Below are 12851 nucleotides of genomic sequence, written 5' to 3'. Positions count from 1 at the left end.
GTTCTCCCGTAAATGGGGTTCTGGCCGGTCTGGGGAGCGGCTTCGCGCCCCCTAGATGCACTTGAAATAGTCAAAGGGTTCCTGGCAACTGCGGCAGCGATAGAGCGCCTTGCAGGCCGTTGAACCAAACTGGCTGACGACCTCGGTATCCTGGCTTCCGCAATGCGGGCAGGTAATGACCGGAGTCTCAGCGTCGATCAGAGCGCGTTTGCCGCTACCCGCTGGGGGCGCAATGCCATAGGCTCGCAGATGCTCACGTCCCTGCTCGGTGATCCAATCGGTCGTCCAGGCCGGCGCCAGAACCCGTTCAATCTGGGGGTTCCGGAAGCCGGCTTCCATCAGGGCTTCGGCGATCAGCTGTTCAATCAGCTCAGTGGCCGGGCAGCCCGAATAGGTCGGGCTGACCTTCACCCGGATGTGGTCGTCGACCCACTCCACATCTCGCACCATGCCCAAGTCGACGACACTGACCACCGGAACTTCCGGGTCCATAACCTGGCCCAGGCAGTCCCAGGCGGCAGGAAGGTCCTGTGCCGTACGCTCGTCGAAGGCCGATTCGCGGGCGATCAGATCACCAGGTAGCATCGGGATAGGCTCTTGGCAGGAACTGCATCTCTGCCAGCAACTGGCCAAGATGCTCAGTGTGCAGTCCCTGGCGACCATTCAGGTAGAAGGGGACCGCCGGTTCGGGAAGCTTCAGTGTGGCTTCCTCGAAGACCTTAGCCACGCGCGCTTGCCACTGTTCAGCCACAAAGGCCGGATCGGCCGCGAGACCGGTTTTCGCCAGTTCCTGCTCCAGGGGATCGATGTTGACCATCTCGATCGTATAGCGCCAGAGGCGATCGACAGCGTCCGAGATACGGCGATGGCTTTCATCAGTACCGTCGCCCAGTCGGATAACCCACTCACTGGAGCGCTTGAAATGGTAACGAGCTTCCTTCAGCGCCTTGCCCGCGACACCGGCAATGCGTTCGTCGCTGGATTCGCTCAACTGTTCCAGTGTCGGCAAATGCCAGGCATCGTAGAAAAACAGCTTCAAGGTGGTGATGGCATAGTCGCCGTTTGGCTGTTCTACGATCAGCAGGTTACGGAAATCGCGTTCTTCTCGCTTGAAAGCGAGGGCATCGGCGTTACGACCGTCGTCCAGAAGTTCGGCGGCATAGTCGTACCAGCCGCGGGCCTGACCAATCAGGTCCAGCCCCACATTCATCAGCGCCAGCTCTTCTTCCAGCGCCGGCGCCCGGCCGCACCACTCACACAGCCGCTGGCCGGTGACCAGCGCACTGTCGCCGAGGCGCAGCAGGTATTCCGCCAGATCATTACGTTGGCTCATTGACCGCGTCCTCACATCTGATCCACTTCTTTCGGCAGCTGGTAGAAACTGGCATGCCGGTAGATTTTGTCTTCGGAAGGATCGAAGAAAGGCTCTTTCTCATCGCTCGCCGTGGCAGTGATGGCTGCTGAAGGCACCACCCAGATGCTCACACCTTCGTTACGACGGGTGTAAAGGTCACGGGCATTTTCCAGTGCCATTTCCGCGTCGGCGGCATGAACGCTGCCAACGTGCTTGTGATTCAGGCCGTGCTTGCTGCGCACGAAAACTTCGAAAAGGGTCCACTCAGCCATGGTCGGGTCTCCTTCAGGCCGCTGTCTGTTTCTTGGCGCGTTTGGCCGCATGGGCGGTAGCCGCCTCACGGACCCATTGGCCGTCTTCGATAGCATTGCGCCGGGTTTCCAGGCGCTCGCGGTTGCAGGGGCCGTTGCCGGCAATCACTGCATAGAACTCTGCCCAGTCGATCGGGCCAAAATCGTAGTGACCGGTTTTCTCATTCCACTTCAGGTCCGGGTCCGGTGCGGTGCAGCCCAGGAACTCCAACTGCGGAACCGTCTGGTCCAGGAATCGCTGGCGCAGTTCGTCATTCGTATGACGTTTGATTTTCCAGCTCATGGACTGTGCGCTGTTGGGCGAGTCGGCATCGTGCGGGCCGAACATCATCAGCGAGGGCCACCAGAAACGGTTGATGGCGTCCTGCACCATGGCTTTCTGCGCATCGTTACCCTCGCGCATCATGGTGAGCAGGATGTCGTAGCCCTGGCGCTGGTGGAAACTCTCTTCCTTACAGATGCGGATCATGGCTCTCGAGTAAGGGCCATAGGAGGTTCGCTGAAGGGCAACCTGATTGACGATGGCGGCACCGTCCACCAGCCAGCCGATGGCACCGATATCCGCCCAGTTAAGGGTCGGATAATTGAAAATGCTGGAATACTTCACCTTGCCGGCGTGCAGTTTTTCGATTTCCTCGTCACGGTCCGCACCCAGGGTCTCCATCGCGCTGTACAAGTAAAGCCCGTGGCCGGCCTCGTCCTGAATCTTGGCCATCAGCTGGAGTTTCCGCTTCAGGCTGGGTGCACGTGTCAGCCAGTTACCCTCAGGCAGCATGCCGACGACTTCGGAGTGGGCGTGCTGGGAGATCTGGCGGATCAAGGTGCGTCTGTAACCCTCCGGCATCCAGTTCTTAGGCTCGATTTTGATATCCGCATCGACCTTTTCCTGGAATGCCCGTTCTTCCGGTGTCATTTCATCGAGTGATTTGACGCGTTTGACGCCGGTGTCGACGAGTTGTGCGTACATGAAGTCGTCTCCTTTGCAGAGCGCGCCTGTTGTTTAAGTGGGTGGCGGCTCATTGCGTGATTCTGTGTTTGGCTGCGGCTGTGCTACCCCAACATGCCAGTTCTTTATTTTTAAATGATACGACTAAAAATATCAAGTTCATTTTTTTGTATCATAAAAGTGCGCAGATGTTTCGGAAAACCTGTTGCACCCGGCGACGCGATTTCTGTCCTTTAATAAGGCTACTTTTGGCTGAGTATTGAGGTGATGTTTGGTGATGGTGTGATGGCCGATAATAAAAAGGAATATCTGTTGTCGCGGTTAACGCTTCTATTTCTGTATCATATCAGCGGTTGTAGCCGGGTTTCGGGCTTGGGTGTGGTGCTGGAGCGTGGCTTGTCTGGCCGCAGGTTTTTCTCTAATCTCTCCGGCGGTCGCGTCTTCTGCGGCGTGATTTTTCAGCAGTTTTAAATAATGAAGTTGAGTGGATGAAGCGCGCAAAAACAGAGTCTGTCCTGCCGACGGGTCATCTCGGTGAGTTGATTGAACGATTTCAGTCTCAGCGACCGCTGCGAACCGGTTCCCTGATTATTACCATCTATGGTGATGCGATCGCACCGCGTGGAGGGACGGTCTGGCTGGGCAGCCTGATCCAGTTGCTGGAAACGTTCGGGATCAGTCAGCGACTCGTGCGGACGTCCGTTTTTCGATTGGTGCGCGAGGGCTGGTTACTGACGGATAAGGTCGGTCGTCGCAGCTATTACAGTCTTACCGCCAGTGGGCGGCGTCGCTTTGAGCAGGCGTTCAAACGGGTCTATGCCGCATCCCAGCCGGACTGGGAGGGCGCCTGGACCATGGCGATTCTGAACCAGGTGTCGGTAGAACGACGGAAGTCTGTGCGGGATGAGCTGGAGTGGATGGGGTTCGGGGCTTTTGCGCCGACGATCATGGCTCACCCCACCGTGGACAAGTCCGATGTGGTCACCCAGTTGCAGGATATGAATGTGCTGGATGACGTTATCCTGCTGGATACGACAGCACAGGAGCGTTTTGCTTCCCGGCCGCTGCGACTGCTGGTAAGGGAGGCCTGGAATCTCGATCAGCTGTCTGCCAGCTATCAGGATTTCCTGGAACAGTTTCGTCCGCTGTGGAACGAGATGCGCACCCGCGATGCGCTGGACCCGGAGGAGTGTTTCCTGGCCCGAATTCTCCTGATCCATGAGTACCGCAAGGTGCTGTTGCGCGATCCCCTGTTGCCCGAAGAGCTGTTGCCATCCGACTGGGAAGGCCGGGCTGCCCGGCAGCTCTGCCGTAATCTGTATCGCCTGACCTGCGACGGTGCCGAGCAGTGGATGAGTGAACAGCTCGAAACGGCAGAAGGCCCTCTACCGGCGCCGCATCCTGGCTTTCACAAGCGTTTTGGCGGGTTGGCTTGAGATCAGGCGTTTTTGTCTTTGGGTTTGAGATCGCTGGCCGGTAGGCGCTGGCGGTCTGTTTCCACTTCTGTGAGGGGTTGGCAGGCCTCCATGGTCGCCAGGCTGCGTTTGGCCAGCACCTGATATTCTTTTGTCCCCCGGCTTTTCCAATCGATTTCCTTGTCTTCCAGGGTGCGCTTCACGGTGGCTGGCGAGCCGGCCACCAACGAGCGCGGCGGGCAGTTGAAACCGGCCTTGACGAATGACATGGCGGCAACGATCGATGCTTCCCCGATCACAGCATTGTCCATTACTACCGAATTCATTCCCACCAGCACATTTCGCCCAATACGGCAGCCGTGCAGTACGGCGCCATGACCAATGTGACCGTCCTCCTCGATGACCGTGTCCGAGCCTGGAAACCCGTGCATAACGCAGGTGTCCTGAATGTTGGCGCCGCGCTCGAGAATGATCCTGCCGAAGTCGCCGCGCAGGCAGGCAGCCGGTCCGACATAGCAGTCGGGGCCAACGATAACATCGCCGATCAGTATGGCGTCGGGGTGAACGAAGGCGTCGGGGTGGACGACGGGGGTAATGCCGTCAATGCGATAACAGGTCATGGTGGCTGTCCGTTGTCTGGGGTGATTTTTGCCCCTGATGCTTCGGGTAAACTCATGAAAATATAACCTAAAAAAAATACTGTTAATAGCTGATGTGACAGTTACCTGTTTCTGTTCTTCTGTGTGTGATTTCTTAGGCTATTGAAATAAATGTTAAAAATTGCTGATGGCATTGATGTTGTTGGGCCTTTGGGGATTAAAAGGATACAGAAAAGTTTTTTTGGTGTATTGAGCTGTGTCATAAAATGGATATACTGGAATGCACCCATGATGTGTGAAAATCGCATTAGGTGCCTGTTTTGCCATTGTTGCGGCAATGGCTGCGAGGAGCGAGTCTTCTCGCAACAATAAAATCCTTCCAGTACGGGACCTTGCCTATGGACTTCTCCACCATTCAGTTCAGTTCTGCCGGGGGCGTGGCCAGGCTGATCTTCAACCGGCCCGATCGTCTCAACAGCTTTAACCAGCAAATGCACGAAGAGGTGGCCGAGGCATTAAGGCTGATCAGGGAAGATGGCAGTGTGCGTGCGCTTCTGATCGGTGCTAACGGCCGCGGGTTCTGTGCGGGCCAGGATCTGGCGGATCGCAATGTGGCGCCGGATGCCGATATGCCGGATCTGGGCTACTCGCTTGAGACGTATTACAACCCCCTGATTCGTGCATTGCGTGAGCTTCCCATGCCGGTTGTCTGTGCTGTGAATGGTGTGGCGGCGGGTGCCGGCGCAAACATCGCGCTGGCTTGTGACATCGTTATTGCCGGTCGTTCGGCGAAGTTCGTCCAGGCGTTTGCCAAGATCGGTCTGGTTCCTGATTCCGGTGGCACCTGGGTACTGCCGCGCCTGGTGGGGCGTGCGCGGGCAACGGCACTGGCAATGTTGGGCGAAGCGGTTCCTGCCGAACAGGCTGAGGCCTGGGGCATGATCTGGCAATGTGTGGACGATGCGGAACTGATGCCGGCGGCCGAAAAGCTGGCTGCTCACCTGGCAACGCAGCCCACCCGAGGGCTGGCCTACATCAAACAGGCGCTCAATGCGTCACCGTCCAATAGCCTGGATGCCCAGCTCGATCTTGAAAGGGATATGCAGCGCGCGGCAGGGCGAACCGAAGACTATCGTGAAGGTGTAACCGCCTTTTTCGAAAAACGGCAACCCACTTTCAAAGGCGAGTAGCCCATGCACGAAATGACAGCGGGTGACGCGTTGTCGCGTCAGGCCGTCGTGGCGGTTGTGGGTGCCGGCACCATGGGCGCGGGCATTGCCCAGGTAGCGGCCCAGTATGGCCATGAGGTGTTGCTGTTCGATCAGCAGCGTGAAACGGTGGAAAAGGCGCTTGCCGCCACGGCTGCGGGGCTGGAGAAGCTGGTCGGCAGAGGGAAACTGGCGGCAGACGAGCGAGACCGTATTCTGCAGCGCCTGCGTCCGGCACAGAGTCTGTCCGATCTGAGTCCAGCGACATTGGTCATCGAGGCCATTGTCGAACGTCTGGATGTGAAACAGGCGCTGTTTCGTGAACTGGAATCCCTGTGTGGCCCCGATACGTTGCTTGCCACCAATACCTCTTCCATTTCCGTGACGGCTATCGCCAGTGCTCTGGATCATCCCCAGCGTCTGGTTGGCATGCATTTCTTTAACCCGGCACCGATTATGAAACTGGTGGAAGTGGTTAAGGGGCTGGATACCTCTGAGGCGGTGGCGGCGTGCATCCATGCCACGGCAAGCGCCTGGGGCAAACAGCCGGTCTTCACCCGTTCGACGCCGGGATTTATCGTTAACCGCGTGGCGCGACCGTTTTATGCAGAAGGCCTGCGTGCCATTGAGGAAGGCGCGACGGATCTGGCGACGCTGGATGCCGTGATGCGCGAAGCTGGCGGCTTTCGTATGGGCCCCTTCGAATTGATGGACCTGATTGGTCACGACGTCAATTATGCGGTTACACGTTCCGTATTTGATGCTTACTACGGCGATACACGTTTTCAGCCCTCGTTGTTGCAGCTCGAACTGGTCAATGGCAACCGGCTTGGCCGCAAGAACGGCCGCGGCTTCTACGATTACCGCGAAGGGGCCGAAACGCCTCAGCCCAAGACTGAACCCGCCTGCGATAGGCCCGGCACCATCGTCGTCGAAGGCAGCCTTGGCGTAGCCTCACCCTTGATTGCGCGCTGGCGTGCGGCTGGCGTGAACGTTGTCGAACGCGCCGGTGCAGGTCTTATTCGGATTGGTAGCCTGGCGCTGGCCCTGACCGATGGCCGGCTTGCCGCCGAGCGAAGCGTGACCCAGGGTACGCCCAGGTTGGCCCTGTTCGACCTGGCCCTCGATTACGCCAACTGCCGGCGTCTGGCGGTGACCTATTCTCCCATGACCGATGAGGCTTCCCGGCAGGCCGTTACCGGCTTGTTCCAGGCAGCCGGTATTGAAGTTTCCGTCATTGAAGATCACCCGGGCCTGTTGGTCATGCGTACGGTTTGCATGCTTGCCAACGAGGCTGCCGACGCGGTGCATCAGGACGTTTGCTCCGCTGCCGATGCGGATTCGGCCATGCGCTTTGGTGTGAATTACCCGGCTGGGCCGCTCGAGTGGGCTACGCGTCTTGGCGTGGAGGCGGTATTCCGCTGTCTGCGTCATTTGGAGGATGCCTATGGCGAGGATCGTTACCGACCTTCGCTGCTGCTGAGAAAAACCGTTTTTTCCGGAGGAACACTTGATGTCTGATGTGTCTGAATTGAGTCCCCAGGAGTTGGCCGAGCGCTGTGCTGCCGCCCTGTTCGAGCGCGATCGCGCCACCCGTCATCTGGGGATGCAGATACTGCGTATGGCTCCGGGTGTTTCTGTACTGCGTATGACGGTCACCGAGGAAATGTTGCAGGGGCACGATACCTGTCATGGCGGCTATATGTTCACCCTGGCGGATTCCGCGTTTGCCTTTGCCTGTAATTCCCAGAATGCGGCGACTGTCGCGTCGGGGTGCAGTATCGATTACATCGCGCCGGCCAAGCTCGGCGATGTTCTGACCGCGACGGCGGAAGAGCGTTCCCGTAACGGTCGCACCGGGGTTTACGACGTCCGTGTCGAGAACCAGTTGGGAGATCTGGTTGCCCTGTTCCGTGGCAAGTCCTATCAGGTTCGTGGTCCCGTTATTCGAGAGGAAATTTAATCATGTCCGACGCCTATATCTTTGATGCCATTCGTACGCCTATCGGCCGTTATGGCGGCGCCTTGTCGGCCGTGCGTGCCGACGATCTCGGTGCTATTCCCATGCAAACACTGATGGAGCGGAATCCTCACGTGGATTGGGCACAGGTGGATGATGTCATCTACGGCTGCGCCAACCAGGCGGGTGAGGACAATCGCAACGTGGCACGGATGTCGGCGTTACTGGCGGGCCTGCCGGTCTCAGTGCCGGGCAGTACCGTCAACCGTCTGTGCGGGTCGGGGATGGATGCGATCGGTATGGCGGCCCGTGCCATTCGAACCGGTGAAAACCAGCTCGTGATTGCGGGTGGTGTGGAGTCTATGTCCAGGGCGCCGTTCGTTGTGGGCAAGTCGACCGAAGCCTTTGGGCGTTCGGCCAATATGTTCGATACAACGATTGGTTGGCGTTTCGTCAACCGCATCATGAAGGAGCGTTATGGCATCGACTCCATGCCGGAAACGGCGGAGAACGTTGCCGAGCAGTTTTCGATTTCCCGGGAAGACCAGGACGCCTTTGCACTGCGCAGCCAGCAGAAGACCGCCGCGGCACAGGCTTCCGGTCGTCTGGCACAGGAAATCGTGGCGGTACGGATTCCCCAGCGAAAGGGCGATCCGTTGATCGTCGATCAGGACGAGCACCCGCGCGCTGACACCACGCTGGAAAAACTGGCCCGCTTGCCAGCGCCGTTCCGTCAGGGCGGCAGTGTGACCGCTGGCAATGCCTCCGGTGTCAACGATGGTGCCTGTGCCCTGTTGCTGGGATCGGAAGCGACGGCGAATCGCTTCGACCTCAAGCCGCGGGCACGGGTAGTGGGCATGGCCACGGCCGGTGTTGAACCTCGTATCATGGGAATCGGGCCGGCACCGGCGACACTCAAGGTGTTGCAGTTGACCGGCTTGACGCTGGCGGATATGGATGTCATTGAACTGAATGAAGCCTTTGCGGCGCAATCGCTGGCAGTGACGCGTCAGCTGGGGCTGGCCGATGACGATGCCCGGGTGAATCCCAACGGTGGTGCCATCGCCTTGGGGCATCCGCTGGGCATGAGCGGCGCTCGCCTGGTGACGACGGCTCTGCATGAGCTGGAAGTCCGGCAGGGACGTTACGCGCTATGTACCATGTGCATTGGCGTGGGGCAGGGTATCGCTATGGTGATCGAACGCCTTTGAGGGGCCGGGACGCACGGGGCGTCCCTGTGAACGGTCAGGTCTGGCCTGACAGTGAGATCAAGTGATCGACCACACAAAAACAAGTGGAGTGGTTATGACTACGCCTGTGAATGTTCAGAACCGGCTCGAAGCCATTGAAACCGCCAGTACCGAAGAACTGCGCCACCTGCAGCTCGAGCGGATGCGCTGGAGCCTGGCACACGCCTATAACAACGTTCCTTTTTACCGGAAAGCGTTTGATAAGGCCGGGGTGCATCCGTTTGACCTTAAGCAATTGAGCGACCTGAGTCTGTTCCCCTTCACCGCAAAGAATGACCTGCGGGAGAATTATCCGTTCGGTATGGTGGCGACGCCGATGCGGGACGTGGTCCGGGTCCATGCTTCAAGTGGTACGACCGGAAAACCGACCGTGGTTGCCTATACCCAAAAGGATATCGACAACTGGGCCGATGTGGTCGCGCGTTCGATCCGTGCCGGTGGAGGCCACCCCGGAGACAAGGTGCACGTGGCTTATGGTTATGGCCTGTTCACGGGTGGTCTCGGTGCGCATTACGGTGCCGAGCGGTTGGGTTGCACGGTCATCCCCATGTCAGGCGGACAGACGGAGAAGCAGGTCCAGCTGATTATGGATTTTCAGCCTGAAATCATCATGGTGACGCCGTCCTATATGCTCAATATTGCCGACGAAATGGAGCGGCAGGGCATTAGCCCGCGCGATACCAGCCTGCGTATCGGTATCTTCGGGGCCGAACCCTGGACCGGCACCATGCGGACAGAGCTGGAAAACCGGCTCGGCATTCATGCGCTGGATATCTATGGGCTTTCTGAGGTAATGGGGCCTGGTGTTGGCATGGAATGCATCGAGACCAAAGATGGTCCCACCATCTGGGAAGATCACTTCTATCCGGAAATCATCAATCCTGAAACCGGTGAAGTCCTGCCGGATGGCGAATACGGTGAGTTGGTCTTCACCACACTGACCAAGGAAGCGTTGCCGGTCATACGCTACCGCACTCGCGACCTGACCCGCTTGCTACCGGGTAGCGCCCGTCCCATGCGCCGGATCGACAAGATCACCGGTCGTAGCGACGACATGCTGATCATTCGCGGTGTCAATGTCTTCCCGACCCAGATTGAGGAGCAGGTGCTGAAAATGCCGGCCTTTGCGCCGCATTATGAAATCGAAGTGAGCCGCAAAGGCCATCTGGACAGCATCAAGGTCCGGGTCGAGTTGAAGCCGGAAGCCAGCGATGCAGGAGAAGACAAGCGTGGGCATTTGGTGAAGGAGCTGCGCCACCATATCAAGTCCTGTATCGGTATTTCCTGTGATGTTGAGGTGCACAACGCCGGTTCCTTGGCCCGTTCCGAGGGTAAGGCCAAGCACGTGTTCGATTTGCGGAAGGAATAGTCTGCTGTAAGGGACTTCAGGCAAAAGGGACCTAAGAAAAAGCCGGGGAGTGAGAACTTCCCGGCTTTTTTATGGTTTGCGGGGAGGCTTTCCCCCCTCTCCCCCGGCCCCTCTCCCACCAGGGGCGAGGGGAGACCATACCTCAACAGTTGAGTGAGCCCGGAGCAGGTTCCCTCTCCCCTGGCGGGAGAGGGTTAGGGAGAGGGGGAAAGGAGGCCGGCGCGAAAACGCCCGGCCAACTCGGCCTCAGTCCAGCTTACTCAAATCCCGAACCCCACCGCGGTCGGCACTGGTTGCCAGCAATGCATAGGCTTTGAGTGCCGCCGACACCTTGCGTTCGCGCGGCTGCGCCGGTTTCCAGCCGAGTTTGTCCTGCTCTGCACGGCGGGCGGCCAGGGTAGCTTCGTCCACAAGGACATCGATGGAGCGGTTGGGAATGTCGATCCGGATCCGGTCACCTTCCTGAACCAGGCCAATGGCGCCACCCGCGGCGGCTTCCGGTGATACGTGGCCGATCGACAGGCCGGAAGTGCCGCCGGAGAAGCGTCCGTCGGTCATCAGGGCGCAGGCCTTGCCGAGTCCCTTGGACTTCAGGTAACTGGTGGGATAGAGCATTTCCTGCATGCCGGGACCACCTTTCGGACCCTCGTAGCGGATTACTACCACATCGCCTTCCTTCACTTCGTCGTTCAGGATGCCTTTAACCGCAGCGTCCTGACTCTCGAAAATCCGGGCCGAACCTTCGAAGACCAGGATCGAATCGTCGACCCCTGCCGTTTTCACCACACAGCCGTCTTCGGCGATATTGCCGCGAAGCACGGCCAGGCCGCCTTCCCGGGAGTAGGCATGCTCCAGCGAACGGATACAGCCGTTGGCGCGGTCGCCGTCCAGGCTCGGCCAGCGGGTAGACTGGCTGAAGGCCTGCTGGGTCGGGATACCGGCCGGACCGGCCTTGAAGAATTCGATCACTTCCGGTGTCGGCTGGCGCATGATATCCCACTGGTTCAGGGCATCGCCGAGCGTCGGGCTGTGTACGGTCGGGCAGTCGCTTTTAAGCAGACCGGCACGGTCCAGTTCGCCCAGAATGCCCATGATGCCGCCGGCACGGTGCACGTCTTCCATATGGTATTTGGGGCTGTTGGGCGCGACCTTGCAAAGCTGCGGCACGCTGCGGGACAGGGCGTCGATATCCTGCATGGTGAAGTCCACCTCTGCTTCCTGGGCAGCCGCCAGCAAGTGCAGGATGGTGTTGGTGGAGCCGCCCATGGCGATGTCCAGGGTCATGGCATTTTCCATGGCGCGCCGCGATGCGATATTGCGCGGCAAAACGCTGTCGTCCTCTTCCTCGTAGTACCGGCGGGCGTTGGTAACGATCTGGCGCCCGGCCTGCAGGAACAGGGCTTCGCGGTCAGCATGGGTGGCCAGCATGGTGCCGTTCCCCGGCAACGAAAGGCCCAGGGCTTCAGTGAGACAGTTCATGGAGTTGGCGGTGAACATGCCCGAGCAGGAACCACAGGTGGGGCAGGCGCTGCGCTCGTATTCGGCGACCTGCTCGTCGCTGGCGTTGGCGTCCGCGGCAATCACCATGGCATCGACCAGATCCAGCTTGTGGTCGGACAGCTTGGTCTTACCGGCTTCCATCGGGCCGCCGGACACGAAAATGGCCGGGATGTTCAGGCGCAAAGCGGCCATCAGCATGCCCGGGGTGATCTTGTCGCAGTTGGAAATGCACACCAGGGCGTCGGCGCAGTGTGCATTGACCATGTACTCGACCGAATCGGCAATCAGTTCGCGGGACGGCAGTGAATACAGCATACCGTCATGACCCATTGCGATACCGTCGTCCACGGCGATGGTATTGAATTCCTTGGCGACGCCACCGGCCTTTTCGATCTCGCGGCAGACCAGCTGTCCCAGATCCTTGAGGTGGACGTGGCCGGGAACGAACTGGGTGAACGAGTTGGCAACGGCAATAATCGGCTTGTCGAAATCCTCGTTCTTCATGCCTGTGGCGCGCCAGAGTGCGCGCGCGCCGGCCATGTTGCGTCCCTGGGTGGTCGTGCGTGATCGATACTGTGGCATGGCGTCGTTTCTCTTCGGGGTCAGATTCGTTCGGGTTCAAATTCGGTGCATGGGCGCCGCTGAATACGTCTATCCGCTGAGCTGGTCCGATTCCGCCGGGTTTTTGAGTGCCGCCAAGGATGCAGGCAATCCTCAACGGAAGAGCGGCAAGATACGTCGGCCGGCTAAGACTGAAGTCCTGCGAAATAGCAGATAGGCGTATTCAGCGATGTTCTAGGATATCAGACCTATGACAGCTTGCGGAGACTGATGCATGGACTGGATCACACTGCCGCAACGCCTCGGTGGCAGAGCGCGTCGCATGTCCGGATAGCCTGATACACTGAAAAGTATCATTTATTGGAATCGCTTTGTTTG

The 12851-nt window shown here is 58.8% G+C and carries 13 protein-coding genes; 7 read left to right on the top strand and 6 right to left on the bottom strand.

Annotated elements, in window-relative coordinates:
* Window positions 1-51: 51 nt before the first annotated feature.
* From paaD to paaA, 4 genes are read right to left on the bottom strand one after another with little or no spacing between them, the layout of a single operon-like run.
* Window positions 52-585: a 1,2-phenylacetyl-CoA epoxidase subunit PaaD gene (gene paaD, locus CLR77_RS12185; RefSeq protein ID WP_097460909.1), complete on the bottom strand. Its 534-nt coding sequence runs from the start codon at window positions 583-585 to the stop codon at window positions 52-54.
* Window positions 572-1333: a 1,2-phenylacetyl-CoA epoxidase subunit PaaC gene (paaC, locus tag CLR77_RS12180; RefSeq protein WP_097460908.1), complete on the bottom strand. Its 762-nt coding sequence runs from the start codon at window positions 1331-1333 to the stop codon at window positions 572-574. Before paaC ends, paaD begins: the two co-directional genes overlap by 14 nt.
* An 11-nt stretch (window positions 1334-1344) precedes the next feature.
* A complete protein-coding gene (gene paaB / locus CLR77_RS12175; protein WP_097460907.1) occupies window positions 1345-1626 on the bottom strand; it encodes a 1,2-phenylacetyl-CoA epoxidase subunit PaaB in 282 nt (93 codons plus the stop codon).
* Between the two features lie 13 nt (window positions 1627-1639).
* Window positions 1640-2632 (bottom strand): 1,2-phenylacetyl-CoA epoxidase subunit PaaA, encoded by a 993-nt coding sequence (gene paaA, locus CLR77_RS12170; protein ID WP_097460906.1) that lies wholly within the window; start codon window positions 2630-2632, stop codon window positions 1640-1642.
* Between the two features lie 264 nt (window positions 2633-2896).
* On the opposite strand from paaA, the gene CLR77_RS12165 reads away from it, so the two are divergent.
* Window positions 2897-3082 (top strand): hypothetical protein, encoded by a 186-nt coding sequence (locus CLR77_RS12165; protein WP_143269412.1) that lies wholly within the window; start codon window positions 2897-2899, stop codon window positions 3080-3082.
* A gap of 17 nt (window positions 3083-3099) precedes the next feature.
* Window positions 3100-4047 carry a phenylacetic acid degradation operon negative regulatory protein PaaX gene (paaX, locus tag CLR77_RS12160; RefSeq protein WP_097460904.1) on the top strand — a complete coding sequence of 316 codons (948 nt, stop codon included), beginning with the start codon at window positions 3100-3102 and terminating at the stop codon, window positions 4045-4047.
* Window positions 4048-4049: 2 nt separating this feature from the next.
* Here the strand turns inward: paaX and paaY are convergent, their stop codons facing one another.
* Window positions 4050-4646 (bottom strand): phenylacetic acid degradation protein PaaY, encoded by a 597-nt coding sequence (gene paaY / locus CLR77_RS12155; RefSeq protein ID WP_097460903.1) that lies wholly within the window; start codon window positions 4644-4646, stop codon window positions 4050-4052.
* A 377-nt stretch (window positions 4647-5023) separates the two neighbouring features.
* On the opposite strand from paaY, the gene paaG reads away from it, so the two are divergent.
* From paaG to paaK, 5 genes are all read left to right on the top strand, one after another.
* The gene (gene paaG / locus CLR77_RS12150) at window positions 5024-5815 is read left to right on the top strand and encodes a 2-(1,2-epoxy-1,2-dihydrophenyl)acetyl-CoA isomerase PaaG (protein WP_097460902.1); all 792 of its coding nucleotides are present in this window, start codon (window positions 5024-5026) and stop codon (window positions 5813-5815) included.
* A gap of 3 nt (window positions 5816-5818) precedes the next feature.
* Window positions 5819-7354: a 3-hydroxyacyl-CoA dehydrogenase PaaH gene (paaH, locus tag CLR77_RS12145; protein WP_406564953.1), complete on the top strand. Its 1536-nt coding sequence runs from the start codon at window positions 5819-5821 to the stop codon at window positions 7352-7354.
* Window positions 7347-7796: a hydroxyphenylacetyl-CoA thioesterase PaaI gene (paaI, locus tag CLR77_RS12140; RefSeq protein ID WP_227519898.1), complete on the top strand. Its 450-nt coding sequence runs from the start codon at window positions 7347-7349 to the stop codon at window positions 7794-7796. The genes paaH and paaI overlap by 8 nt, the downstream gene beginning before the upstream one ends.
* Before the next feature lie 2 nt (window positions 7797-7798).
* Window positions 7799-9004 carry a 3-oxoadipyl-CoA thiolase gene (pcaF, locus tag CLR77_RS12135; protein WP_097460901.1) on the top strand — a complete coding sequence of 402 codons (1206 nt, stop codon included), beginning with the start codon at window positions 7799-7801 and terminating at the stop codon, window positions 9002-9004.
* 94 nt (window positions 9005-9098) lie between these two features.
* Entirely contained in the window at window positions 9099-10412 is a 1314-nt protein-coding gene (gene paaK / locus CLR77_RS12130; protein ID WP_097460900.1) for a phenylacetate--CoA ligase PaaK, read from the top strand.
* A gap of 246 nt (window positions 10413-10658) precedes the next feature.
* Here paaK and ilvD read toward each other — a convergent pair whose 3' ends face one another.
* Entirely contained in the window at window positions 10659-12494 is a 1836-nt protein-coding gene (ilvD, locus tag CLR77_RS12125; protein WP_097460899.1) for a dihydroxy-acid dehydratase, read from the bottom strand.
* Between the last annotated feature and the right edge of the window lie 357 nt (window positions 12495-12851).

The organism is Mangrovitalea sediminis (assembly GCF_002514725.1).
In the GTDB taxonomy this organism is placed as follows: domain Bacteria; phylum Pseudomonadota; class Gammaproteobacteria; order Pseudomonadales; family Oleiphilaceae; genus Mangrovitalea; species Mangrovitalea sediminis.
This window is presented reverse-complemented; position numbering and strand designations above follow the sequence as displayed.